This window comes from Pseudomonas sp. SA233, from assembly GCF_054792385.1.
Genome location: NZ_CP096449.1, coordinates 382520 through 409030, shown reverse-complemented (window position 1 = coordinate 409030; position 26511 = coordinate 382520). Strand labels below are relative to the sequence as shown.

Sequence of the window (26511 nt, the reverse complement as noted above, 5' to 3'; positions counted from 1 at the left end):
GCACCCTCTTTTGCCGCGACATGGTTGGCTGCCATTTTCCAAGGAGCCATACCATGACACCTTTGCAGCGCCTCGAAGCGCTCGATCAACAACTGATCGCCCTTGAGCAAGGCAAGCCCGAACTGGCGGGCGAAACTGAACCGGCCGCCATGCGTCAGCGTTTTTTCGGTGACCTGGCAGCGTTCTGGAACGACCCTGTCGAAGCAGGCCACAGCCGCGCCCGACAACTGCGCGAACTGCGTCATGAGCAACTTCTGGCCGAGCTGGAACTGCGCCTCGCCGACCAGACCCTGGACTACAGCCACATCAGCCTGCTGCGCACCTCCCTGGAGCTGCCGCTACCCTGGCAGCGCAACCACCTGCCAGACACCCACCGGGCCCAGGTTTATCGGCCGGTATTCAACCGTTCAAGCCCCCATGGCCGGTTACCGTTACCCGGCGTGCTGGTACTGGTGGCAGAAGCACCGGAAGGGGCCATTGCCGAGCCTGCAACAGTCACAGGCCAGGCACTGCTGTGCAGCGTGTCTCATGGCGTTGAAGGCTTCGCCAACCTGGCCGAACTGCACAGGGAGCTGTGCGAGCGTCTGGACGACCCCATGCAAAGCCGGCCAATGCTGCAATTGCTACCCCGCCTGCAGGACCAGCAACTGGTCCGGTGTGCCGACCGGCTGCGCTACGAGTGGTTTACCGGTGACCTGGTCGAACAACAGGCCACTGACGTGATCGACGCGCAGCATCAACGGCTTACCATCGCCTGGCACGCCGCCTGGGCGCTTGACCAGAACCCCAATCTACCGGCACTGAAAAGCACCCTGGCCAAACAGCAGTCACTGACCGATCTCATGGGCAGCCAATATGCGTTGTCCACCCGTTATGCGCTGCTGCTGGAAAAACACCTGCCCGCCTGGCTGCGCCAGAGCTCCACGCAAAGCCTGACGCACATCATGCAAACGATCCAGGAGCTCGCCGGGGCCATCACACAGGCCGCTGCACCCGGCCTTTTGACCCTTGAGGCGTTCGGCAATCGCCACCACCTGCTGGCATGGGTGCGCGAACGCCTCGGCAAGGCGCTGCGGCGCGAATTCTCCATCGAATTGCCTGCCGAAAAAGTCTGCATAACCGTCACACTTGCACACCGCACCGGCCCGCTGATCAACCCGCTGGCACCTTCGGGTTACGTGGCCGTTGCCAACCGTCGCCATGTCGGTGGCACCATCGAACTGGTAACCACCACCTACCGCCTGGACGAGCTGGCCCTGTTGAACATCGGCTGGTTCGACGTCGATTACTGGCTGACTGCCCGAATACACCACGAAGACGGTTCCACGCTGGAATCAATATCCGCGGAAGGGGTAAAGCGCCTGGTGCGTGAGCTAGACGCCGGCAGTGGCTACATCCGCTACCTGCGAACCCACCTGCTGGAGTCTCCAGGTGCGCGCTGGCGCATGCAATGCCACGGCAACATGAACCGCGCCCGCATGCGCGCCGAGGCGGCCAAGGCCCGCTATGCCAGGCACTTTCTGAACGATACCCACGAGCGGGGCTATCGCTGGGTCAAAGCCGTCACCGACCACCCCGACAACAATTGGCGCCCTACCATCGACGAGCATCGTATCGCGGTGCGCCAACTGATCATCGACGGGCACACGCTGCAAGGGGTACTGCTGCTCAATGCCGAGAGCGACAACCAGCCGTCGCTGGTGCTGTATACGCCGGACGCTCCCGATCGGCGCGCATGGCGTGAATACCCCGATACCCGGGCGCTGCTCAGAACCCTTCGCAGCACGCCTTCCTTGCGAAAGTACCTGATCCAGCGCGCGCCTCTGGCTGATGGCAAGCGGCTCGACAAGTTGGTGCGCAAGGGCCGCCTCGGGCCATACGTGCAAAGGCCAATGATCAACGGCAACCTCTTCGATGCCCTTTACAAGGCCCAGGTCCACGCCATGATCGCCGAGGCCGATACCAACAGCCGCAGCAACCGCGAGCTGCTCGGCGAGTACGGGCTGTCGACGCTGCGCCTGGTTCTCGACATGATCAGCCTCGTGCTACCGGCCCCGACAATGTCAGCCCTGGCCTTCGGCCGTATGTCGATTTCGCTGTGGGACGGCTTCGAAGCCCTGGAAAAAGAGGACTATGCAGCAACCTTCCACCACGCCATGGCCGCTTTGAGCCACAGCGCCGATGGGTTGTCCAGTTTCGCTGGTTCGCCCCTCATGCGCAGGGCGATGCGCGGCCTGCCGCCGCAACCTCCGCGCCCACTGCCGAATACCCACGAAGCGGCCGTGGATGTGAGCAAGCTGCGCTACCGGATCGACGGCGTTCATGGCGAGGAAGTGTACGAACAGATCAACAGCGTGCCGGGTCCGGACCGGTACTTCGTCAAGGACAGCCAGGGGCGGTTGTACAACGTCCACTTCGACGGCTATCGCTGGCGGGTACTCGACCCCAGGCAGCCGGATGCCTACGCGCAACTGCCGATCAAACGGCTGCGCAACGGCAATTGGGTGGTCGATTCCATCGTGCTTTGGCATGACGGGTTGCCTGACATAGCTCAGCTGTTGGAAGAGGTACGCCTGCAACAACCATTAGCGGGCGAACCGGTGGCAGGGGACGCCGACCTGCACGACGCTGGGGGGCAACTCTATCTGCAGTTGGGTAACCATCAGTTGTCGGTTCGACGGCACCTGCTTGCCGGGCAATACCATTTGCTGCTGCCCGAGAAGGCACTGGGCGCAGTCCACGCCTGGGCAGTACTGCGCCAACAGGGCGGCCAATGGCGCATTCGCGTGCGCCAGCCAGGCCGCAGCAGCGACTGGCTGGCACTGCCGGCGGATTACTCGGCCAGCTTGGGCAGCAGCCGGTCCAGCCGCTGATGCAAGGCACTGCCACTCGGCCAGTTGCGCAGCAGCCGCGCCCGATCACGGGCGTAGGCCGGGGCGAAGCTGAGCTGGGTGGCGTGCTGGCACATGGCGTCAAGGTCGATCAGCGACCATTGGCCGTTGTGCCAGAACAGGTTGTGGCCCTTGAAGTCACCGTGACTGATACGCTCGCGAATCAGCTGCTGCATCACATGCACCAGGGCATCCACCTGCTCCTCGGGCGCATCGCCGTTATCCACGTAGGGCGCGAAGCATTCGGCCAGGTCTGGGCCATCGATATACTCGGTGACCAGGTAGGCACGGCTTCGCAGCCCCATCACCCGTTGCTCCAGCACCGCCAGTGGACGCGGCGTGGCAATGTCGAGGAATTCCAGGCGATGGCCTTCGATCCAGGAATGCCAGGCCCGGCTCGGGCGCCAGAAGCGCTTGAACCAGTGCGCGGTGTTCTTGATGTTGTAGCGCTTGAGCACCAGCGTGCGGCCGCCAACCTCGATGCGCGCCACACTGGCCGCACCACCGGTCTTGTACAGGTGACCCTGATCGATCAACGCGTCGGCCTGCTCCAGTACCGGCAGCATGGCTTCGACCTCGTCGCGGCGGATTGCCCGCAAGCCCGAAAGGCTGCGCTCGACACTGAACAGGCTGCATTCACGACCAGCCTTTTCCAGGTAATCCTTCTGGCGCCAGCTGCGCACCTTGTCCACCTGCTTCTGCAAGGCTTCCAGCGGCAGCGCATGCTCGGCGTTGGCCAGCAGGTAGTGAACCAGCAGTTCTTCGATGAAAGGCTCCAGGCGCTTGGGGAGCTGAGCGAAGAACACCCCCAGGTTTTCCAGCACACGCGGGCGTGACAGCTGCTGGCCAGGCGTTTCGGCCTTGATGCCGGCGCCGTCGATCAGGTACAGCTTGCCGCCGTGGCGCAGCAGGTTGTCCAGGTGCAGGTCTTCCTGCCACAGGCCCCGGGCGTGCATGTGCGCCACTGCAGTGAGCGCCTCGCCCAGCACCAGATGCTGCTCGTCTGCCAACACCGGCAAGCTCTCCACTGCCGCCCAGGCATCGGCCAGGCTCTCGGCGCCGTCGAGGAATTCGAACAGCAGCCAGCCGCCCTCGCCTTCCTTGAGGCCGTCAGCCAGCAGCTTCGGCGTGGTCAGGCCCTGCTCGGCCAGCAGTTTCACGCCTTGCAGTTCGCGCTGGAAATGCCGTGCAGCGCTACCACCGACCAGCAGCTTGGCCAGCACCGGGGTACCGCGCCACACGCCGGCACCCACATAGCGCTGGCCCGGCAGCACGCGCAGCAGGCTGAGCAATTGCAGGTCGGCCGTGCCGGCGGCATCGGCCAGGGTGATGCTCAGGGGCAACGAGGGGCTGCGCCCGGCCTCTTTCAATTCAGACAAACGCATCAGCGGGCCTCTTTTTCACGACGGCGTTGCGTCAGGCGTTGCAGCCAGGTATCGACCAGCGTGCCATCGGCAGGCTGCGCCAGGTAGCTGGCCAGCAAGGTACGTACATCGCGCTCGTCCCAGACCGGTGCGCGGCGCAGCAACGGCTCCAGGTCCTTGAGGCGGTCACGCATGCCGAACAGCAGGGGTCGGGTCTTCTCCAGGTCGATCAGTTGCGCGTCCCAGCCTTCGCGGCGCTGACGCAGGAAGATGTGCTTGGGGTAGAAGCAACCATGCACCTGGCCGGCGCTGTGCAGGGTGCGCGCCAGCTGGCCGCAGGCCTGCAGGACACCATTGCGTTCGGCATCGCTCAGTTGTGGCCACCGGGCCAGCAAGCTGTCGAGGTCGGCCCATTCGTCCAGAGCACGAGTCATCAGGATCGCCCGGTGCGTGCCGCCATTCTTGCGCTCGCCGTAGAACACCGCCTGCAAGGCCGGAATCTGCAGTTTCTGGTAACGGCTGATGTTGCGGAATTCGCGGGCGAAGGTCGGCTCGCCGAATGGCCGGTGCAGGGTACGGGTCAGGTAGTCGCTCTGGCGCTTGAGGTAGTAGCCCTTGCCCTCGAGCTCCAGGCGGTACACGCTGCTCCAGCCACCGCGGCCGGTGTTCGGTTCGTCCACGGCATCCAGTTGCAGCGCCCACAGTGCCTCGAAGTCGTCCAGGCCATGGCGCTTGAGCAGCGCGAGGTCCGCGCTGGCCAGGTAATCGGTCATTCCCTTCCCTCGAAAAAGCTCACCACCTGGCGAATGCGCTTCTTGTCACGCACATTCAGCCGGTCGCGGCCACGATATTGCAGGTAGAAACGCAGGCGCTGGGTCGCCGACAGGTGGTATTTGGCCACTTTGTCCAGGCATGCCAGGTCCTTGATCATCCGGTGCCGCCACATGAAGCCGCGCCAGAAATCGCCGGTGGGGCAGTCGATGAAGAATAGCGTGCCCTGGTCGTCGACCAGCAAGTTGCGCCATTTCAGGTCGTTGTGGGCGAAGTGGTGCTGGTGCATGACCCGGGTGTGGCGCGCCAGCTGGCTGCTGACATGCCCGACCCAGGCGCGATCGGCCAGGCGTGCATCGTTACGCTCGGCCAGCGCCGACAAGTCTTCGGTATGCGGCAGTTCGCGGGTGATCATGGCCCCCCGGCCAAAGGCCAGGCCATTGCGCTCCAGGCCCCAGGCCACCACTTCGGCAGTGGGAATGCCCCACTTGTCGAACTGCTTGAGGTTCTGCCATTCGGCCTTGATCCGCGGCCGGCCCAGGTAACGGCGCATGTGCTTGCCGGCCCCGGTGTAGCGCTTGACGTAATAATTGACCCCGTCACGCGTGATACGCACCACCTCACTGAGCGGGTCGCGGGTCAGGCGCTCGCCTTGCAGGGCAAATACAGCATCGAGGCTGCCGAAGTCCGCCGCCAGGTGTTTGTAGCCCGGCGCCAGTGTCCACCCCGCCATCAGAGTGCATCCCCATAGCGTTGCTTGCGGTCATAGAGTTTCTGCGCCTTGCGCTCCAGCCAGGCGAGCAGCGCGGCTTCATCCTTAAGGACCTGCCGCAGCGGGCGCTGGAAGTAACCGCGCAGGAAGCGCAGCTTGTCGCGCTGGGTCAGGCCGATGTCCAGCGCCGAGAAGTACAGCGCGGCCAGGTCCTTGTCGCGCCAGCGTCGGCTGATTTTCGCCCGGGTCTGCGCGCGGTGCAGGTCGATTACCGACAGTTTGAAGTCTTCCGCCGTCACCGGGCGGTCGGTGTGCAGCAGGAAGTGGCAGATGTAGCAGTCGCGGTGGTTGACCCCGGCGCGGTGCATGCCGCCGGTCATCTTCGCCACTTCGGCAATCAGCGCGCGCTTCAGGCGCGGCTCGGGCGGCTGCCTGACCCAGTCGATGCTGAAGTCTTCCAGGCTGGTGGTCGGCGCCAGCTCTTCGGTGATGATGAACGAGTGCTGCGCGGCCGGGTTGCTGCCACGCTCGCCATAGGCGACGGCTGTCATGGTCGGCACGCCAACCTGGTGCAGGCGCTGGATGGCCTGCCATTCCTGGCCGGCGCCGAGTACCGGCAGCTTGGCGGTAAGCAGGTTCTTGAAGATCTCGCCCCAGCCGATGCCGCGGTGGATCTTGACGAAGAAGCCCTCGCCCGCGACTTCGGTGCGCAGCGTGCGGCGCCCTTCCAGTTCGCGATAGACCTCGCCTTGCAGCGCCTCCACGGCATCGAAGGCATCACGCCCGGCCCACAGGCGCTTGAACGGTTCGGCCAGTATCAGCTTCATGCGGACTCCTGCCCCAGGATCACGTCGGCGGCATGCTGCGGCATGCTGTACAGATCGGCGGTTTCAGCAAACGCCAGGCCGTTGCGCGACCAGCTGGCGCGGGCCTGCTGGTCTTCGAGCATGCGCTGCAGGTAGCCATTGAGCTGTTCCTGCTCGAACGGCTCGTCCAGCACCAGGCCGCTGTCGGCCTCGGCAATGTAGTGGGCGTAGCCGCACACCTTGGAGACCAGCACCGGCAGGCCGGCCACCAGTGCCTCGAGCAGCACCGTGCCGGTGTTCTCGTTGTACGCCGGGTGGATCAGCAGGTCGGCGCCAAGCAGAAAGCGCGGGATGTCGCTGCGGCCCTTGAGGAACTGCACCTGCTCGCCCAGGCCCAAGGTAGCGCTTTGCAGCTGGAACACCTTGGGGTCATCCTGGCCGATCACCATCAGCCTGGTGCGTTTGCGCAAGGCCGATGGCAGCGCGGCCAGGGCCTTGAGGCTGCGGTCAACGCCCTTGGTCTTGAAGCCTGAGCCAATCTGCACCAGCAGCAGGTCGTCATCGCCCAGGTTGAATTCCTTGCGGAACTCGGCGCGGATTTCGCCGGCATTGGCCGGCGCGCGGCGGTCCTGGGAAATGCCCGGCGGCAGCAGGTGGAAACGCTCCACCGGGGTGCCGTAGTGCTTGATGAACAGCGGCTGCTGCACTTCGGAAATCATCAGCACTTCGGTATGGGCGTCCTTGGCGAACACCGCACGTTCGTACTCGGCAAAGTGCCGGTAGCGGCCCCAGCGGCGGTACAGACCGCCACGCAGGGTCTGCGCCTTGTCCTCGAAGCAGCCGTCGGCGGCGTAGTACACATCCAGCCCAGGCATCTTGTTGAAGCCGATCAGGCGGTCGACCGGGCGTTTGGCCAGGTCGGCGGCCATCCAGGCGCTGAGCTTCTCGTTGCGGCGGTGATTGAAAATCGCCTTCACCGGCGCCACCAGCACTTCGAAGCCCGGCGGAATGTCACCCTCCCAGATCAGCGTGTACACACGGATCTGGTGGCCCCGCTTCTGGCATTCCAGGGCAATGCGCATGAAGTCGCGCTGCAGCCCGCCGAAGGGGAAATATTTGTAAAGCACGAAAGCCAGTTGCATCAACGGACATCCTCAGCCAGCAGCAACGCGCTCAAGCGGCTCGCCACATGCTCGGGATTCAGGCGAGTGAAGCACAGCGGCCACTCGCGTTTCAGATCGAACCGGCGCAGGTCGTCGGCGCTCGGTTTGTAGGTGCACTTCTTCTGCAGGCAGGGCGCGCAGGGCCAGTCACTGGCCTGGTGAATCTGGGTCCGTCCGTAGGCGCCGGTCAGGCCCGGGTTGGTCGGGCCGAACAGCGAAATGGTGGGCACATCGAGTGCCGCCGCCAGGTGGCCGAGGCCGGTATCGACCGCCACACAGGCTTTTGCCGCCGCCAACACGCGTGCGACGCCGGCAAGGTTCAATTTGGGGAGTACCTGGCAGTTGTTCAAGCCCTGGGCGATGCGCTCGGCCCGCGCCTTCTCGGCCGGGTTGCCCCACGGCAGGCGCACTTCCAGCTTGCGCCGGCCCATGCGCTCGGCCAGTTCGCGCCAGTAGGCTTCGGGCCAGTGCTTGGTCGCCCAGGTGGTACCGTGCAGGAACACCACATAGGGGGCGGCCGGCGGCAGTTGCAGGCGCTCGAGGTCGAGGCCGTAGTTGCCGATGCCTTCCGGCAGGTCGTAGGCCAGGGCCATGGCGAACAGCTGGCGCACCCGCTCCACCGCATGCTGGCCGGTGGCAACCGACAGGCGCCGGTCATAGAAGCGGCTGGCCCAGCCCTCCCGGGCCGAGTAGCGGTCCAGGCCAGCCACAGGCGCCTTCACATAGCGGGTCAGCCAGGCCGACTTGACCAGGCCCTGGGCGTCGATCACCAGGTCGTACTTGCGCTCGCGTACACGTTGCTTGAATGCCTTCCACTCACCGCTCTTGATGGTTTGCCAGAGGTTCTTGCGCCAGCGGCGAATGGCCACCGGGATCACCTGGTCGACCGCCGGGTGCCAGCTGGGGATTTCGGCGAAGCCTTCTTCCACCACCCAGTCGAAGCGGATGCCCGGGATGGCGTGGGCGGCATCGGTAAGCGCCGGCAAGGTGTGGATCACATCACCCAGCGACGAAGTCTTGATGATCAGTACCCGCACTTAGTCGACCTCGGCCACGGTATCGATCAGGTCCGGCCCGGTCAGGCTGTGCAGGGCAGCGATGACTTTGCCCGGTTCCAGCAGGCGCAGGCAGTTGTAGTGGCCGAAGCGGCAGGTGCGGTCGAAGCACGGGCTGCACTCGATGCCGGTGCGCACCACTTCCACGTGCTCGGCCAGCGGCGGGGTGAAGCCCGGCGAGGTCGAGCCGTACACCGCCACCAGCGGGCGGTTCAGCGCGGCGGCCACGTGCATCAGGCCCGAGTCGTTTGACACCACGGCATGGGCGCAGGACATCAGGTCGATGGCCTCGGCCAGCGAGGTTTCGCCGGCCAGGTTGGACGACTCTTCACGCAAGCCCGGGATCAGCCGATCGCGAATCTGCTCACCGACCGGGTGATCGTTCTTCGAGCCGAACAGCCACACCTGCCAGCCCTGGCGGATCATCGCATCGGCCACGGTGGCGTAGTGCTCGGCCGGCCAGCGCTTGGCCTCGCCGAACTCGGCACCGGGGCACAGCGCCAGCACCGGGCGGTCCAGCTCCAGGCCGAACTTGGCCAGGGCGGCGTCGCGGCTTTGCGCTTCGATCTGAAGGCTGGGGCGCGGGTACGGCTGCGGCAGCTCGGCGCCGGGTGCGTAGGCCAGGGCCATGAAGCGCTCGATCATCAGCGGGTAACGGGCCTTGTCCAGCTTGCGCACGTCGTTGAGCAGGCCGAAGCGCATTTCGCCGCGCCAGCCGGCTCGCTTGGGGATACCGGCAAAGAACGGCACCAGCGCCGACTTCAGCGAGTTGGGCAGCAGGATGGCCTGGTCGTACTGGCCGGCCAAGGACTTGCCGATGCGTCGCCGCGTGGCCAGTTCCAGTGCGCCGTGGCCGAGCGGGAAGCTCAGGGCCTGACGGACCTCGGGCATGCGTTCGAGGATCGGCCGGCTCCACTCGGGGGCCAGCACATCGATCACGCAGTCGGGATGCTGCTGTTTCAGGCACTGGAACAGGGTCTGCGCCATCACCATGTCGCCGACCCAGCTGGGGCCAATGATCAGTATTCTCATGCTTAGTCCAGAAACGCTCGGGGAGGCTACAGGCTGCGGTACAGCCTGGCCTCCCCTCTTTATCTTCAGGCTATGTGGCGGACAGTGTACCACTCAGGCATATCCGCCGCTGAGTGCAGACCCTGTGGGAGCGGGTTTACCCGCGAACACCGGCGAAGCCGGTGCCAGGCACCGCGTGGCCTTATTCGCGGGTGAACCCGCTCCCACAGGGTTGGCGGGGCCTTCAGGTAAGGCCCAATTCACCCCAGATCCGCCGCACCTCACGGCGTTCATCGGCAAACTGCGCCGCATCGATAACCCCGGCCTGCTTCTGCAGGGCCTGGCGGTGCGAGGCCGAGCGGAACGCCTTGTACACTTCACGCAACAGCACCGCGTCACTGGCCGGCATCAAACCCGCCTGCTCCAGCTCTTCCAGAATGCGGATGTTATCGGTCCATCGGAGTATGGCCGGGTGGTCGTGGGACCAGGCCAAAGCGGCGTATTGCACCATAAATTCGATATCGACGATACCGCCGGCATCCTGCTTGATATCGAACGGCACACCGGCCTCGAAGGCGTTGGCCGCGGTACCGGCAGCGGTGGCCTTGGTGCCGAGGTTGTCGCGCATCTTGGCGCGCATTTCGCTCACTTCGCTGCGCAGTTTTTCCAAGTCGCGGGCCTGGCCCAACACCTTGGCGCGCACGCCTTCGAATGCCGTGCCCACCTGCTTGCAGCCCACCAGCACCCGGGCCCGCACCAGGGCCTGGTGCTCCCAGGTCCAGGCCTCGTTCTGCTGATAGCGCTCGAACGCTCCCAGCGAGCTCACCAGCAGACCCGAGGCACCCGACGGGCGCAGGCGCATGTCCACGTCATACAGCTGGCCCGAGTTGGTCTGGGTGGTCAGCAGGTGAATGATGCGCTGGCCCAGGCGGGTGAAGAACTGCGCACTGTCGATCGGCTTGGCGCCGTCGGTTTCCGCCTGCGGGTCGCCATCATGGATGAATACCAGGTCCAGGTCCGAACCGTGGCCCAGCTCCAGGCCACCGACCTTGCCGTAGCCGATGATGATGAAGCCCGGGTCGCACAGGCTGCCGTCGCTGCGCTTGGGCTGGCCGTGGCGGGCCACGGTCTGGCGCCAGGCGAGGGCCAGTACCTGGTCGAGGATGGCCTCGGCCAGCCAGGTCAGGTAGTCGCTGACTTTCATCAGCGGCAGGTTGCCGCTGATTTCCGAAGCGGCCACGCGCAGGCTGTGGGCCAGCTTGAAGTGGCGCAGCGCCTCCATTTGCTGTTCCAGGTCGTCCTCAGGGATGCGCGTCAGGCGTTCGCGCAGTTCGCTGGCCAGCTCCGGCGCCAGTGGCGGGCTGAACAGGCGGCCTTCGTTAAGCAGCTCGTCGAGCAGCAGCGGGTAGCGGGCAATCTGCTCGGCAATCCACGGGCTGGCGGCGCACAGGGTCAGCAAGCGGCGCAAGGCGCCGGGGTTTTCGGTGAGCAGCACCAGGTAGGCAGAACGCCGAGCCACGGCCTCGACCAGCGGCAGCACGCGCTCGAGCACCAGGTCGGGGTTGTCATGTTCCACAGCCTGGGCCAGCAACCGTGGGATAAAGGCGTCCAGGCGCTCACGGCCAATCCGCTGCATCGAACGCAGCTGCGGGCTGGAGCGCAGCGCGGCCAGGCGCCGCAGGGCTTCGGCGGGCTGCTGGAAACCGGCCTCTTGCAGCTGACGGCCAGCCGCATCTTCATCCTGTGCCTGCTCCCACAGCGGTGACCATTCCCCCCCCACCACCAGCTCGCCCTCGCCGTCTTCATCATCCGGGTCGGCGATCACTTGGCGGAAGTGCCAGTCAATACGGCCACGCCAGTGCGTCAGCTGGTCATGGAAGCTTTGCCAGTCGGCATAGCCAAGCATGTAGGCCACCCGCGCCTGATCGATCTCGTTGTCCGGCAGCATCTGCGTCTGGCGGTCGGCGATGGCCTGGATGGCGTGTTCGGTATAGCGCAGGAACTCATAACCCTCGCGCAACTCGGCGACCACGGCTGGCGGCAGGTAGCCCTGGCCCTCGAGGGTGGCCAGCACTTTAAGCAGCGGCCGCTGTTGCAGGCTGAGGTCGCGCCCGCCGTGGATCAGCTGGAAAGCCTGGGCGATGAATTCCACCTCGCGAATGCCACCGGCACCCAGTTTGATGTTGTCGGACATGCCCTTGCGCCGCACTTCCTGCTGGATCAGCTGCTTCATGGTGCGCAGCGCTTCGATCGCGGAAAAGTCCAGGTAGCGGCGGTACACGAACGGCCGCAGCATCTCCTGCAACTGTGCCCCGGTCGCCTGGTCGCCGGCCACAACCCGCGCCTTGATCATCGCGTAGCGTTCCCAGTCACGGCCCTGGTCCTGGTAGTACTGCTCCAGGGCATTGAAGCTGAGCACCAGCGCGCCGGCCGAACCATACGGGCGCAGGCGCATGTCGACGCGGAACACGAAACCGTCGACGGTGACCGGGTCCAGCGCCTTGATCAGGCGCTGGCCCAGGCGGGTGAAGAACTCCTGGTTGTCCAGCGAGCGCTTCACCCCCTCGGTTTCGCCGCCTTCGGGGAAGGCGAAGATCAGGTCGATGTCCGACGACAGGTTCAGCTCCACCGCGCCCAGCTTGCCCATGCCCAGCACCACCATGTGCTGCGGCTGGCCGCTGCGGTTGCCGACAGGCGTGCCGAACTGCTGACAGTGGCGCGGGTACAGCCATTGGTAGGCTTCGTCGATGGCGGCGTCGGCCAGGTCGGACAGGTCGCGGCAGGTTTCGCCCAGCGCGGCCTGGCGGGTGATGTCGCGCCAGATGATGCGCAGCTGTTGGCGGTTGCGCTCGCGGCGCAGGTTGCGCGCCAGCTCGTCCTCGCTCTGCGCCGCCTGGGCGGCTGCAGCGATGTGCCCGCGCAGTTCACCCGCGGCGTAACGCCGATCCAGCTCGCCACTGGCCAGCAGGCCGAACAGCATGGCCGGCTCGCGCCGGATCAGGCCGAGCACGAAGTCGCTGGCGGCGGCTACCTGGTCGAACTGTTGCCGGTGCAGCGGGCTCCAGGCCTGGAGGTCGAGTTCCGGGTGGGCAGCCACCGCATCGCTGATGAATTGCTGGTTGCGCGCGACCAGCGGCTGCAGGGTAGCGGGCAGATCGGACGGCAAAGGTAGGCGCATGGTCTATCCTTGATCGGCGTGAAATAGAGGGGAAGAAGCGGCCAAGGGGAAGCCGGACCACGGTTGGACTGTCGTACAAAAGTTGGAAATAGCTGAAAGAAGCGAAAAAATGGCAGCAAACATCAAGAATTACCCGTTCGCGACACAATGCCAACCAACATGAACGTTTTTCCTCACAAGCCAACATGCGACGAAACGTCGCACAAATGTAGTTTTACTACTACTCGTGTCGTGTAAAAGCATGAAATGCGAAAGCAAATGTAGTAAAACTACACGGCGCCGGAGGACACCCCGGTAATCCAAGAATTCACGACGTCTGCCCATAAGGCCAGTCGCAATCTCAGGCAATCGATTCTGGTTGCCTTTCCGCCCTGGAGCAAGCCATGCAAGACCTCGATCCAATCGAAACCCAGGAATGGCTGGATGCCCTGGAGTCGGTCCTCGACAAAGAAGGCGAAGACCGCGCTCATTACCTGATGACCCGTATGGGCGAGCTGGCCACCCGTAGTGGCTCCCAGCTGCCGTATGCGATCACCACGCCATACCGCAACACCATCCCTGTCACCCACGAAGCACGCATGCCTGGCGACCTGTTCATGGAACGCCGCATTCGCTCGATGGTGCGTTGGAACGCCCTGGCCATGGTCATGCGTACCAACCTGAAAGACTCGGACCTGGGCGGACACATCTCCAGCTTCGCCTCCAGCGCCACCCTGTACGACATCGGCTTCAACTACTTCTTCCAGGCCCCGACCGAAGAACACGGCGGCGACCTGATCTTCTTCCAGGGCCATGCTTCGCCAGGCATCTACGCCCGTGCGTTCATGGAAGGCCGCATCAGCGAAGACCAGATGAACAACTTCCGTCAGGAAGTGGACGGCAACGGCCTGTCTTCGTACCCGCACCCATGGTTGATGCCTGATTTCTGGCAGTTCCCGACCGTTTCGATGGGTCTGGGCCCGATCCAGGCCATCTACCAGGCACGTTTCATGAAGTACCTGGAAGCCCGCGGCTTCATCCCGGCCGGCAAGCAGAAGGTCTGGTGCTTCATGGGTGACGGCGAGTGCGACGAGCCGGAATCCCTGGGCGCAATCGCCCTGGCCGGCCGCGAGAAGCTGGACAACCTGATCTTCGTCATCAACTGCAACCTGCAGCGCCTCGACGGCCCGGTTCGCGGCAACGGCAAGATCATCCAGGAACTCGAAGGCGTGTTCCGTGGCGGTGGCTGGAACGTCAACAAGGTCGTGTGGGGCCGCTTCTGGGACCCACTGTTCGCCAAGGACACCAACGGTGCCCTGCAGCGCCGCATGGACGAAGTCATCGACGGCGAGTACCAGAACTACAAAGCCAAAGACGGCGCGTACGTTCGTGAAAACTTCTTCAACACCCCAGAGCTCAAGGCCATGGTCGAAGACCTGTCCGACGAAGAGATCTGGAAGCTCAACCGTGGCGGCCACGACCCGTACAAGGTTTACGCGGCGTACCACCAGGCGGTCAACCACAAGGACCAGCCTACCGTCATCCTGGCCAAGACCATCAAGGGTTACGGTACCGGTGCCGGCGAAGCCAAGAACACCGCGCATAACACCAAGAAGGTCGACGTCGACAGCCTGCGTCACTTCCGTGACCGCTTCGACATCCCGGTCAAGGATGCCGACCTGGAGAACCTGCCGTTCTTCAAGCCGGAAGAAGGTTCTGCCGAAGCCAAGTACCTGGCCGAGCGCCGTGCTGCCCTGGGCGGTTTCGTGCCACAGCGCCGCGCCAAGAGCTTCAGCGTACCGACCCCGCCACTGGAAACGCTGAAAGCGATCCTGGACGGCTCGGGCGACCGCGAAATCTCCACCACCATGGCCTTCGTGCGTATTCTGGCGCAGCTGGTCAAGGACAAGGAAATCGGCCAGCGCATCGTCCCGATCATCCCGGACGAAGCCCGTACCTTTGGTATGGAAGGCATGTTCCGCCAGCTGGGCATCTACTCGTCGGTCGGCCAGCTCTACGAGCCAGTCGATAAAGACCAGGTGATGTTCTACCGCGAAGACAAGAAGGGCCAGATCCTCGAGGAAGGCATCAACGAAGCCGGCGCCATGTCGTCGTTCATCGCTGCCGGTACCTCGTACAGCTGCCACAACCAGCCGATGCTGCCGTTCTACATCTTCTACTCGATGTTCGGCTTCCAGCGTATTGGCGACCTGGCCTGGGCCGCTGGCGACAGCCGCACCCGTGGCTTCCTGATCGGCGGTACTGCCGGCCGTACCACCCTTAACGGTGAAGGCCTGCAGCACGAAGACGGTCACAGCCACATGATGGCGGGCACCATCCCGAACTGCCGCACCTACGATCCGACCTACGGCTACGAGCTGGCGGTGATCATCCAGGACGGCATGAAGAAGATGACCGAAGAGCAACAGGACATCTTCTACTACATCACCGTGATGAACGAATCCTACCAGCAGCCAGCCATGCCGGCCGGTGTCGAGGAAGGCATCATCAAAGGTATGTACCTGCTGGAAGAAGACACCCGCGAAGCCGCGCACCACGTACAGCTGATGGGCTCCGGCACCATCCTGCGCGAAGTCCGCGAAGCAGCGAAGATCCTGCGTGAAGAGTTCAACGTTGGTGCCGACGTGTGGAGCGTCACCAGCTTCAACGAACTGCGTCGCGACGGCCTGGCCGTGGAACGCGCCAACCGCCTGAAGCCTGGCCAGAAGCCACAGCAGACCTATGTCGAGCAGTGCCTGAACGGTCGCAAGGGCCCGGTCATCGCCTCCACCGACTACATGAAGCTGTTCGCCGAGCAGATTCGCCAGTGGGTACCGAGCAAAGAGTTCAAGGTCCTGGGTACCGACGGTTACGGTCGCAGCGACAGCCGCAAGAAGCTGCGTCACTTCTTCGAAGTCGACCGCCACTTCGTGGTGCTGGCTGCCCTGGAAGCCCTGGCTGACCGCGGCGAGATCGAACCAAAGGTTGTTGCAGACGCTATCGTCAAGTTCGGTATCGACCCGGACAAGCGCAACCCACTGGACTGCTGAGGAGTATTTTTAAGTGAGCGAACTCATTCGCGTACCTGACATCGGCAGCGGTGAAGGTGAAATCATCGAGCTGTTCGTCAAGGTCGGTGATCGTATCGAGGCTGACCAGAGCCTGCTGACCCTGGAGTCCGACAAGGCCTCCATGGAGATCCCGGCCCCGAAAGCCGGCGTCATCAAGGAACTGAAGGTCAAGCTGGGCGACCGCCTGAAAGAAGGCGACGAGCTGCTGGTCCTGGAAGCCGAGGGCGCCGCTGCAGCGGCCCCTGAGGCTCCGGCCGCCGCTCCGGCCCAGGCTGCTGCGCCGGCTCCGGCCGCCGAAGCCGCCCCTGCCCCAGCTCCGGCAGCAGCCCCGGCTGCCGCCAGCGTGCAGGACATCCACGTGCCGGACATCGGTTCGTCGGGCAAGGCCAAGATCATCGAAGTGCTGGTCAAGGTCGGCGACACCGTCGAAGCCGACCAGTCGCTGATTACCCTGGAGTCCGACAAGGCCTCCATGGAAATCCCGTCGCCGGCTGCCGGCGTGGTCGAAGAAGTCCTGTGCAAGCTGGAAGACGAAGTCGGCACTGGCGACCTGATCTTCAAGCTGAAAGTCGCGGGCGCTGCCCCGGCTGCTGCTCCGGCACCTGCCGCTGCTGCCCCGGCCAAGGCTGAAGCGGCTCCGGCCGCCGCACCTGCCGCTGCAGCCCCGGCTGCTGCCCCTGCACCGGTTGCTACCGCACCGGCTGCCGGTAGCAACGCCAAGGTTCACGCAGGCCCGGCGGTTCGTCAGCTGGCCCGTGAATTCGGCGTCGACCTGGGCGCGGTTGCCGCGACCGGTCCGCACGGCCGCATCCTGAAAGAAGACGTGCAGGTCTACGTCAAGGCGATGATGCAGAAGGCCAAGGAGGCACCGGCAGCCGCCGGCGCAACCGGTGGCGCCGGCATCCCGCCGATCCCTGCCGTGGACTTCAGCAAGTTCGGTGAAGTGGAAGAAGTGGCCCTGACCCGCCTGATGCAGGTCGGTGCTGCCAACCTGCACCGCAGCTGGCTGAACGTGCCGCACGTGACCCAGTTCGACTCCGCCGACATCACCGAGCTGGAAGCCTTCCGCGTTGCGCAGAAGGCCGTGGCCGAAAAGGCTGGCGTTAAGCTGACCGTGCTGCCCCTGCTGCTCAAGGCCTGCGCCTTCCTGCTCAAGGAACTGCCAGACTTCAACAGCTCGCTGGCGCCAAGCGGCAAGGCCATCATCCGCAAGAAGTACGTGCACATCGGCTTTGCCGTGGACACCCCGGACGGCCTGCTGGTCCCTGTGATCAAGAACGTCGACCAGAAGAGCCTGCTGCAACTGGCTGCCGAAGCGGCTGCGCTGGCCGAAAAAGCCCGCACCAAGAAGCTGTCGGCCGACGAGATGCAAGGCGCCTGCTTCACCATCTCCAGCCTCGGCCACATTGGCGGCACCGGCTTCACGCCGATCGTCAACGCACCGGAAGTGGCGATCCTGGGCGTCTCCAAGGCGACCATGCAGCCAGTCTGGGATGGCAAGGCCTTCCAGCCGAAGCTGATGCTGCCGCTGTCGCTGTCCTACGATCACCGTGTGATCAACGGCGCTGCCGCCGCGCGCTTCACCAAGCGCCTGGGCGACGTGCTGGGCGATATCCGCACCATGCTGCTGTAAGGCAGCCCGCTGCCCCTCCCTGCGAGGGGCAGTATGCTTTTCGAGCTGCCACGCTCGTACCTCAACCCCGTCGATTGGCGGGGCTTTTTTTTTTGCCTCGCATAAGGCACATTGGGGGCGCAAAGCGGCCCCGGATATATCAGCCAGACTACAGATTCCCACCCACCAGCCGATAACCCGTCCACAGCATCACGCATGGCTGCTTGCCAGCCCCCGGGACATGATGCAACCTTGCCAGACCTGCCGCCCCCAAAGGCCGCGTTTCCTCTTCAAGCGAGTCTTCGATGAAAAGCCAACCCGATGCCGCCAGCCGTGTGGCGGCCGAGGTCGTCACGCAGTTACCCGTGCCCTCGCGGCTCGGCATGCTGCGCTTCGAAAGGCTCAACGAAGCCACTTGGGCCATGCTCTACCTCGACCCGGCCTGCGAGCGCCAGTTCGGCCTGCACGCTGGCGACCTCTGCGCCCTGGTAGACGCACCCTACGCCAGCCTGATGGAACCCGAGGCCCGCTACCGGCTACACGACGAGATCCAGCTGCAACTGGCCCAGCGCGGGTACTACCGCGTGCGCTACACCTTGCACACGCCAACTGCTTCGCTACGCCTGCTGGAGGCTGGGGAAGCCTACAAGCAGCACAACCGCCATCTGTTGCGCGGCTACCTGAGCGTGCTCGACGACCAGGCCGAAGAAACCAGCGATGCCGGTGCCAGCGACCTGGAATCGCGCAACAACCGCCTGCAACTGGCCCTGCAACTGAACCAGCGCGCGCAGCAGGAACAACTCGAACACCTGGAACGGGTACGTGGCCAGCAAGACCTGATCCTGCGCCTGGCCCGCCAGCGCTACAGCGCAGACAACTCTCTGCGGGAAGCCGCCCAGCTGATTACCCAGAGCGCCTGCGAAATCTACAAGGTCGATATTGCGAGTATCTGGCACCTTGAAGACCAGCGCCTGGAGCCGATCATCGCCTGGTACCGGGACACGCAAGAACACCGCCAGCCCAATGCCATCGATGCCAGCCGCTTCCCCGACTACCTTGACGCGTTGCACGCCAGCCGCGCCATCGACGCCCACAATGCCAGCCACGACCCGCGGACCCGCGCCCTGACGCAAAGCCTGTGCCCGGATAACAAGGCCATGCTCGATGCCAGTATCCGTGTCGATGGCCAGGTCGTCGGCGTGCTGTGCCTGGAGCAGACCGGCCAGACACGGGCCTGGCAGTCGGACGAAATCGCTTTTGCCGGCGAACTGGCCGACCAGTTCGCCCAGGTCATCACCAACCACAACCGGCGCACCGCCGCCAGCGCCCTGCACCTGTTCCAGCGCGCGGTCGAGCAAAGCGCCAGCGCCTTCCTGCTGGTCAACCGCGACGGTGTGGTGGAATACGTCAACCCCAGCTTTACTGCCATCACCCAGTACAGCACCGAGGAAGTGCAAGGCCGCCACCTGGCCGAGCTGCCAGCGCTGGAGAACCTGAGCGAGCTGCTGTTCGACTCGCCGTCGAGCCTGGCCATGGGCAACAGCTGGCAGGGCGAGTTCAAGAGCCGGCGCAAGAACCTCGAACCCTACTGGGGCCAGCTTTCGATTTCCAAGGTATATGGCGACAACCGTGAGCTGACCCACTACATCGGCATCTACGAAGACGTCACCCAGACGAAGCTGGCCCAGCAGCGCATCGAGCGCCTGGCCTACACCGACAACCTGACCAACCTGGGCAACCGCCCGGCGTTCATTCGCAGCCTGGACGAGCGCTTTGCCCGTGATGGCGAATACTCGATGTGCCTGCTGCTGGTGGACATCGACAACTTCAAGCGCATCAACGACAGCCTCGGCCACCAGACCGGCGACAAGCTGCTGATCAGCCTGGCCCGACGCCTGCGCAACAGCTTGCACTCCGGCGGTATCCTCGCGCGCTTTGCCAGTAACGAGTTCGCGGTACTGCTCGACGATACAAGCCTTGAAGATGGCCAGGGCGTCGCCCAGCAATTGCTGCGCACCCTCGACAAACCGATGTTCGTCGACAACCAGCTGATCAACGTCACCGCCTCGGTGGGCCTGGCCTGCGCGCCACTGCATGGCGCCGACCCGGCCAGCCTGATGAAGAACGCCGGCCTGGCGCTGCACAAGGCCAAGGCCAACGGCAAGCATCAGGTGCAGGTGTTTACCGAAGTGCTCAATGCCGAAGCCAGCTACAAGCTGTTCGTCGAGAACAACCTCCGTCGTGCCCTGACCCAGAACGAGCTGGAGGTGTTCTACCAGCCCAAGCTGTGCCTGCGCAGCGGTCGCCTGTTGGGGCTGGAAGCGCTGCTGCGCTGGAACCACCCTGAACGCGGCATGATCCGCCCGGACCAGTTCATCAGCGTGGCGGAAGAAACCGGCCTGATCATCCCCATCGGCAAATGGGTGGTGCGACAGTCGTGCCGCATGAGCCAGCAACTGCGCGAAGCTGGCATGGGCAACCTGCATGTGGCCATCAACCTGTCCCCCAAGCAGTTCTCCGACCCGGACCTGGTGGCATCGATCAGCACGATCCTCGAGGAAGAAGCCCTGCCCCCGCACCTGCTGGAGCTGGAGCTGACCGAAGGCCTGCTGCTGGAAGCCACCGAAGATACCCACCGCCAGCTGGATGAACTGAAGGCCCTGGGCCTGACCCTGGCCATGGACGATTTCGGCACCGGTTATTCGTCGCTGAGCTACCTGAAGAAGTTTCCGATCGACATCCTCAAGATCGACCGCAGCTTCATCAACGAGATCCCGGACAACCAGGACGACATGGAAATCACATCAGCGGTGGTGGCCATGGCTCACAACCTCAAGCTGAAGGTGGTGGCCGAGGGTATCGAGACACCGGAGCAGCTGGCGTTCCTGCGTCGGCACCGCTGCGACGTGGGCCAGGGCTACCTGTTCGACCGGCCGATTCCGGGGCGCGAGCTGGCTGAACGGCTGAAGCGCTATCCGCGTGGCCCGGTGGCCTGACAGCCGCGCAAACCTCGGGCACTATAGAGCCCATACGGGCCCCTTCGCGGGTGAACCCGCTCCCACAGGTACATCACAATATTCGAAATCTGTGCAGGACCTGTGGGAGCGGGTTTACCCGCGAATGCCCCCAGCCCCCATCTCAAAGATCTACAGAGGAACGGCCATGGTCCTGCGTTCGGAAATCCTGGTGAACAAAAACGTCATGCCAACCGCGGAACAGGCCCTGCCTGGCCGCGAAACGCCAATGAGCCTGCCCGAGTTCCACTATGTGTTCAAAGACACGCCGCTGCTCGGCCCTTTCTTCGAAGGCGCCATCGACTTCGCCATCTTCGGCCTCGGTTGCTTCTGGGGCGCCGAGCGCCGCTTCTGGCAACGTGAAGGCGTAGTCAGCACAGTGGTCGGCTACGCAGGCGGCTTCACCCCCCACCCCACTTACGAAGAAGTCTGCTCGGGCCTGACCGGCCACACCGAAGTGGTGCTGGTGGTGTTCGACAAGGACAAGGTCAGCTACCGCGAGCTGCTGGCGATGTTCTGGGAACTGCACAACCCGACCCAGGGCATGCGCCAGGGCAACGACATCGGCACCCAGTACCGTTCGGCCATCTACTGCACCAGCCCTGAACAGCTGGAACAGGCCAAGGCCAGCCGCGACGCCTTCCAGGCCGAATTGAGCAAGGCCGGCTTCGGTGAGATCACCACCGAAATCGATCAGGCACCGACCGTGTACTTCGCCGAGGCCTACCACCAGCAGTACCTGGCCAAGAACCCGGGGGGCTACTGCGGTATCGGCGGTACCGGCGTGTGCCTTCCACCGAGCCTGCAGGGTAACTGAAGCATGAGCACGATGACCCTGTTCCACTCGCCGTTGTCGCCTTTCGTGCGCAAGGTCATGGTGGTGTTGCACGAGACCGGCCAACTTGAGCGCGTGCAGCTGCAGCCGGTGAACATCAGCCCGGTCAGCGGCGACCCACAGCTCAACCAGGACAATCCGATCGGCAAGATCCCGGCCCTGCGCCTGGAAGACGGCACCGTGCTGCATGACAGCCGGGTGATCTGCGAGTACCTCGACCTGCAGCACGTCGGCCTGCCGCTGCTGCCGCGCGAAGGCTCGGCGCGTTGGCGGCGCATGACGCTGGTGTCGCAGGCCGATGCCATCATGGATGCGGCGGTGTCGAGCCGCTACGAGAGTTTTCTGCGCCCTGTAGACAAGCGCTGGGATGGTTGGCTGCAGGCACAGGGCGACAAGATCCGCCGTAGCCTGGCCAATCTGGAGCAGGAGCATTTGCCCGAGTTGATGTCCGGGTTCGACCTGGCAGCGATTGGCGTGGCCTGTGCGCTGGGGTATCTGGATTTGCGCCAGCCCGAGTTTGGCTGGCGCGAGCACCAGCCTGGCTTGGCTGCGTGGTATGCCGAGGTGGTCAAGCGGCCGTCGATGGTGGCAACAGCACCGGCAGCCTGACAGGCCCATTCGCAGCACAAGGCTGCTCCTACAGGCACTCGCGCTCCCCTGTAGGAGCAGCCTTGTGCTGCGAATGCCTCACCTCGGTATCACAGGAAACAACTGCCCGATCCTGAGGGCCAACCACCGCCCTATCTCTCTGTCCTCCCTCATGCCGCCCTCCCCACCCGGGCCCAATCCAGCCGCCTGGTCAACACCATGAATACCCCCAGCAGGCCAAAGCACAGCAACGAGCCCATCAACAGCGCATAGTCCTCGGCACTCAGCAGCCCATAGAGCAGCGCATACAACGTCGCCAACCCCACCGCAAAGCCCACCCCACGCCCCAGGCTGCGCAGCACATGGCTCAGATAGAAGCCGATCAGCAGCACACACGCCGAAGCTGACAACCCATACGCCAAACCAAAGCCGATGTGCTCGGACAACGACAGCAACAGCAGGTAGAAGAACGCCAGCGCCACCCCCACCAGGATGTACTGCACCGGGTGCACGCTGAGGTTCTTCAGCACTTCGAACAGGAAGAAGCCGGCGAAGGTCAGGGCGATGAACAGCAAGGCGTACTTGATCGCCCGCTCGCTCTTCAGGTACTGGTCCACCGGGTCGACGAAGCTGACACCGAAGCTGCGCTCGCTGAAGTCCGCACACTGCCCGGCGGTGGCGCACTGGCGCAGGGCGTCTTCGAGGTTGGTGGCAAAGAACGAGGTCTGCCAGTGGGCAGTGAAGCCGTGGGCGTCGATATCGCGGCGACTGGGCAGGTAGTTGCCGACGAAGCTCGGGTGCGGCCAGTTGGCACGCAGGTCCACGGCACTGGTGCGGCCCACCGGCATTACGTGCAGCTGACCGGTGCCTTGCAGTGCGAGATCGAAACCATAGCTGAATTCACGCGCCTGCAAGCCGTCCAGCCCCGGCAGGCTGGCGTGCACGCCGCCGCGCATCCAGTCGAGCCGGGTACCGGCTTCGAACGGTACTTTCTGCTCGCCGATGCTCAGCTCAAGGCCGTTTTCGATGCCGCGGATATCGCTGATACCCACCACCAAGAACGGCTTGTCGAAGCGGTAGTCGTCGAAATCCTTGTCGATGCCCCAGCGTTCCGGGAGCTTGAAGCGGCCACTGATACGGCCCTTGGCGTGGAACAGCCGGGCCTGGTAGATGCCACGGGCGCGCAGTTCGGTGTCCACGCCCAGGTCGGCGTCGAAGTTTTCCGGCAGGAAGTACAGGTGACCGGCAATGGTGCTGGTTTCTTGCGTGCGCTCGCCGTCCTTTTCGATCCAGCGGCGCTGGTACTTGCGGTAGGGCACCACCAGCAGCGGGCCGCTGAGTTGCTGGTCGAAGCTGGCGCTCTGGGCGATATCGCGCAGCACACTGTCGCGCAGGGCCTGGCGTTCACCGATCAGGCCGCTGATCAGCAGTAGCGGGACGAGCAGCAGCAACATCAATACGGCGATCATGCCGAGTTTGAAACCGAGGGTCTTGTTCATGGGGCCTCCTGTGGCTGTGGGCGCAGTGTCTGCGCCTTGCGTGGAGGCCTCGGGGAGATGGTGTGGAGATTGTGTGTTTTTGGGGCTGCGCAGCAGCCCCGGCAATGTCAGCTGATACGCCGCACCGGCAGCCACAACCTCACCCGCACCCCACCATCGACGTTATCCACCGCCAACGCCCCGCCATGCAGCTGCATCACCTCGGCCACGAAATTCAGCCCCAGCCCGGTACTCTTGCGCCCACTCCCCGGCCGCGGCAGCGAGTAGAACCGCTCGCTCACCCGCCCAATGGCGTAGGCAGGTATCGCCTGCCCCTGGTTGAACACACTCAGCGCCACCCGCTCGCCATCGCGCTCCAGGTCGAACAGCAGCGCGCCGCCCTCCGGGGTGAAGTCCAACGCGTTGTCGAGCAGGTTGGCCAGCGCCTGGCGCATCAGGAATGGGTCACACAACAAGCGCAAGCCAGCCGGCACCCGCTGGCGCACCTGCAAATCGGCACCTTCGATACGCGCCGCATGGGCCAACAGCAACTCGTCCACCAATGCAGCCAGCGCCACCTGCTGCTCATCCTCCAGCGCCTGCATCTGCTCGACCCGGGCCAGGTTGAGCAGGCGTTCGATCATCTGCTGCAAACGCTCGCTCTCGCGCTCGATGTTGCCGGCAAAACGCGCCCGCTGGTCAGCCGGCATATCATCGCCCTGCAACAGTTCGGAAGCGCCACGAATGGCCGCCAGTGGGCTTTTCAGCTCGTGTGTCAGGGTATGCACATACCGCTCGACATAGGCCTTGCCCTCCAGTTGCGTGCGCATGCGCTCGACCGCCTGGGCCAGGTGCGCCAGTTCGCCACCCTTGTAATGCGGCAGGGCGGCGCGCTCGCCCTCGCTGACCGCCTGGGCGTAGCGGGCCAGCCGGCGCAGCGAGCGCGCCAGCCACCATGACAACGCGGCACCGATCAGCAGGCCCAGGCCGATCAACCCCAGGCCCAGGGTCAGCAAGCGCCGTTCGGAGCGGTCGATGTACGGTTGCAGCGAGCTGTTGGGCTTGGCCACGGTGACCACGCCGATGATCTTGCCCTCGTCGATGATCGGTGCGCCCACGTGCATCACTGATGTGCTTTCATCGTCGGGGTCGCTGCGGGTGGAGCGGGCGCCGTACCGGCCCCGCAAGGTCAGGTACACGTCATTCCACTTCGAGTAGTCCTTGCCCAGGTCCTCGCCACTGGAGTCCAGCAGCACGGTGCCCTTGGCGTCGGTGACATAGATGCGGTGGCTGACCTGGTTCTTGGCCAGGCCCCAGATCTGCGCACCCGGGCTGCGCGAGCCGTAGGCCTTGAGCACTTCGGGCAAGCGGCTCTGGTTCAGGGTGCCGGCCTTGACGTCATCGCGCAGGATCTCGGCCAGCAGGTTGGCGGTGTCCACCAGCGTTTCTTCCGAGGACTGTCGCACTACCGGACGGATCTGTTCACGCACCGTGTTGAGCAGAAAGTAGCCCGCCAGCCCGACGAACAGGAAGTACACCAGGAAGATCCGGATGCCCAGGCGCATCAGGCATGGTCCGGGCTGTAGCTGTAGCCGAGGCCGCGGTGGGTCTGGATCGGTTCGGCGTCGCTGGCCACCTGGCGCAGCTTGGCGCGCAGGCTCTTGATATGGCTGTCGATGGTGCGCTCGTACCCCACGTCAGAGGCCACGCCCACGGCGTCGAGCAGCTGTTCGCGGCTGAATACCCGGTGCGGTTGCTCGAGCAGGCATTGCAGCAGGCGGAATTCGTGGCGGGTAAGGGGAAGAGGCTGGCCGCGGTAGGTGATCTGCATGCGCAAGGTATCGAGCTGGAACAGCGTGGTCTCGACAGCTGGCTCGACCCTGGGGCCCATGCGCTTGAGGATCGCCCGTACTCGCGCCGCCACTTCACGCGGGCTGAAGGGTTTGACCACATAATCGTCTGCGCCGATTTCCAGGCCCACCACCCGGTCGATTTCGCCGTCGCGGGCGCTGAGGAACATTACCGGTACTTCGCTGAAGCGGCGCAGCTGACGGCAGGTTTCGAAGCCACTGATATCGGGCAGGCCGATATCGAGGATGACCAGGTCGGCCGGGCGCTGACGCTGCTGGTCGAGGGCGGCGCTGCCCAGGGTTACCCATTCGGTGCTATGGCCGTCGGCCTGCAGGGCATAGACCAAGGTGTCGGCGATGGCGGCTTCGTCTTCGACGATGAGGATGTGGGGCATGGCGTCCGGCCTAACTGGGGGCAGACTGGACTTTTAACTTACCGGCCTCTTCGCGGGCAAGCCCGCGAAGAGGCCGGCACAGGTGGCTTGCGATCAGCAGTCAGGCTTGCCAGCGGTGAACTTCTTGGCCGGGTTGACCGCCGCCTTGAACTCGCGCAAAGCCTTGGAGCCCACCAGCAACGGGTAGTTGAAGCTGCTGCGGTCCACCAGGTTGACCTCGACGGTGCGCTTCACGTCCCCCAGGCACAGCTCCAGGTCGACCACCGGGCGCTTGGAGATTTCCGGCGCATCGCCGTCCTCTTCTTCATCGGCACGGCCCTTGATCTTGCTGATGCGCGAGACCTTGTGCTCGTACACCTTGCCGTCCGAGTCCTTGGTAGCCAGGCGGAAGCGCACCCACTCGTCGCCATCACGGGTGAACAGCTCGATGTCCTTGGCCGACAGCGACGCGGTGAAGGCACCGGTATCCATCTTGGCTTTCAGGGTTTCGCCCAGTTCGGGCAGGGCTATGTTCTCGTAACGGCCATAGATTGTGGGCTCGGCGGCCATGACCGGCAGCGCCAACAACGACAACAGGGCAAGCAGAGGTTTCACAGGCAAGCTTCCTTGAGGAGGGTCAGTGCTTAGACTGCACTGGCAGGATAGGTTCGCTGTCACAAGCCTATCCAACATAATGTGAAACATTTGTCCTCGCCGCAGGGCACTGGAAATTTGGCGTAGGCCACTGCCCTGCTTATC

The 26511-nt window shown here is 64.2% G+C and carries 18 protein-coding genes; 6 read left to right on the top strand and 12 right to left on the bottom strand.

Annotation, left to right across the window (positions count from 1 at the left end):
* Positions 1-53: 53 nt before the first annotated feature.
* Complete coding sequence (locus tag M1D87_RS01855; RefSeq protein WP_123084625.1) at positions 54-2873, top strand: dermonecrotic toxin domain-containing protein; 2820 nt, start codon at positions 54-56, stop codon at positions 2871-2873.
* Here the strand turns inward: M1D87_RS01855 and M1D87_RS01850 are convergent.
* The 8 genes from M1D87_RS01850 to glnE all read right to left on the bottom strand — a co-directional run bounded on the left by M1D87_RS01850 (position 2834) and on the right by glnE (position 12951).
* On the bottom strand, positions 2834-4276 hold the full coding sequence (locus M1D87_RS01850; RefSeq protein WP_123084626.1) for a lipopolysaccharide kinase InaA family protein: 1443 nt from the start codon (positions 4274-4276) through the stop codon (positions 2834-2836). The two genes, M1D87_RS01855 and M1D87_RS01850, sit on opposite strands and share 40 nt — an antisense overlap.
* Entirely contained in the window at positions 4276-5028 is a 753-nt protein-coding gene (locus M1D87_RS01845; protein WP_123084627.1) for a lipopolysaccharide kinase InaA family protein, read from the bottom strand. The genes M1D87_RS01850 and M1D87_RS01845 overlap by 1 nt, the downstream gene beginning before the upstream one ends.
* The gene (locus M1D87_RS01840) at positions 5025-5759 is read right to left on the bottom strand and encodes a lipopolysaccharide kinase InaA family protein (RefSeq protein ID WP_123084628.1); all 735 of its coding nucleotides are present in this window, start codon (positions 5757-5759) and stop codon (positions 5025-5027) included. Before M1D87_RS01840 ends, M1D87_RS01845 begins: the two co-directional genes overlap by 4 nt.
* Positions 5759-6565 carry a lipopolysaccharide core heptose(I) kinase RfaP gene (gene rfaP / locus M1D87_RS01835; protein ID WP_421091527.1) on the bottom strand — a complete coding sequence of 269 codons (807 nt, stop codon included), beginning with the start codon at positions 6563-6565 and terminating at the stop codon, positions 5759-5761. Before rfaP ends, M1D87_RS01840 begins: the two co-directional genes overlap by 1 nt.
* Positions 6562-7686 carry a glycosyltransferase family 4 protein gene (locus M1D87_RS01830; protein ID WP_013970538.1) on the bottom strand — a complete coding sequence of 375 codons (1125 nt, stop codon included), beginning with the start codon at positions 7684-7686 and terminating at the stop codon, positions 6562-6564. The genes rfaP and M1D87_RS01830 overlap by 4 nt, the downstream gene beginning before the upstream one ends.
* Positions 7686-8744 carry a lipopolysaccharide heptosyltransferase I gene (waaC, locus tag M1D87_RS01825; RefSeq protein WP_015268679.1) on the bottom strand — a complete coding sequence of 353 codons (1059 nt, stop codon included), beginning with the start codon at positions 8742-8744 and terminating at the stop codon, positions 7686-7688. The genes M1D87_RS01830 and waaC overlap by 1 nt, the downstream gene beginning before the upstream one ends.
* A complete protein-coding gene (gene waaF, locus M1D87_RS01820; protein WP_123084629.1) occupies positions 8745-9794 on the bottom strand; it encodes a lipopolysaccharide heptosyltransferase II in 1050 nt (349 codons plus the stop codon).
* A 223-nt stretch (positions 9795-10017) separates the two neighbouring features.
* Entirely contained in the window at positions 10018-12951 is a 2934-nt protein-coding gene (glnE, locus tag M1D87_RS01815; protein ID WP_123084630.1) for a bifunctional [glutamate--ammonia ligase]-adenylyl-L-tyrosine phosphorylase/[glutamate--ammonia-ligase] adenylyltransferase, read from the bottom strand.
* A gap of 383 nt (positions 12952-13334) precedes the next feature.
* Here glnE and aceE point away from each other — a divergent pair, with 383 nt between their 5' ends.
* The 5 genes from aceE (at position 13335) to M1D87_RS01790 (ending at position 22071) form a co-directional block, all read left to right on the top strand.
* Positions 13335-15980 carry a pyruvate dehydrogenase (acetyl-transferring), homodimeric type gene (aceE, locus tag M1D87_RS01810; protein WP_003258640.1) on the top strand — a complete coding sequence of 882 codons (2646 nt, stop codon included), beginning with the start codon at positions 13335-13337 and terminating at the stop codon, positions 15978-15980.
* Positions 15981-15993: 13 nt separating this feature from the next.
* Positions 15994-17634 carry a dihydrolipoyllysine-residue acetyltransferase gene (gene aceF / locus M1D87_RS01805; protein ID WP_015268676.1) on the top strand — a complete coding sequence of 547 codons (1641 nt, stop codon included), beginning with the start codon at positions 15994-15996 and terminating at the stop codon, positions 17632-17634.
* A 284-nt stretch (positions 17635-17918) separates the two neighbouring features.
* Positions 17919-20609 carry a putative bifunctional diguanylate cyclase/phosphodiesterase gene (locus tag M1D87_RS01800; protein ID WP_123084631.1) on the top strand — a complete coding sequence of 897 codons (2691 nt, stop codon included), beginning with the start codon at positions 17919-17921 and terminating at the stop codon, positions 20607-20609.
* Between the two features lie 166 nt (positions 20610-20775).
* Positions 20776-21444, top strand: a complete 669-nt coding sequence (gene msrA, locus M1D87_RS01795) for a peptide-methionine (S)-S-oxide reductase MsrA (RefSeq protein WP_232880980.1) — start codon at positions 20776-20778, stop codon at positions 21442-21444.
* A 3-nt stretch (positions 21445-21447) separates the two neighbouring features.
* On the top strand, positions 21448-22071 hold the full coding sequence (locus M1D87_RS01790; RefSeq protein ID WP_123084633.1) for a glutathione S-transferase: 624 nt from the start codon (positions 21448-21450) through the stop codon (positions 22069-22071).
* A gap of 149 nt (positions 22072-22220) precedes the next feature.
* On the opposite strand, the gene creD is transcribed toward M1D87_RS01790, so the two are convergent.
* The 4 genes from creD to rloA2 form a co-directional block, all read right to left on the bottom strand.
* Entirely contained in the window at positions 22221-23549 is a 1329-nt protein-coding gene (gene creD, locus M1D87_RS01785) for a cell envelope integrity protein CreD (RefSeq protein ID WP_232880982.1), read from the bottom strand.
* A 107-nt stretch (positions 23550-23656) separates the two neighbouring features.
* On the bottom strand, positions 23657-25093 hold the full coding sequence (creC, locus tag M1D87_RS01780) for a two-component system sensor histidine kinase CreC (protein WP_123085915.1): 1437 nt from the start codon (positions 25091-25093) through the stop codon (positions 23657-23659).
* Entirely contained in the window at positions 25093-25773 is a 681-nt protein-coding gene (creB, locus tag M1D87_RS01775; RefSeq protein WP_039613202.1) for a two-component system response regulator CreB, read from the bottom strand. The genes creC and creB overlap by 1 nt, the downstream gene beginning before the upstream one ends.
* A 93-nt stretch (positions 25774-25866) precedes the next feature.
* Positions 25867-26367: a retropepsin-like aspartic peptidase RloA2 gene (gene rloA2, locus M1D87_RS01770; protein ID WP_123085389.1), complete on the bottom strand. Its 501-nt coding sequence runs from the start codon at positions 26365-26367 to the stop codon at positions 25867-25869.
* Between the last annotated feature and the right edge of the window lie 144 nt (positions 26368-26511).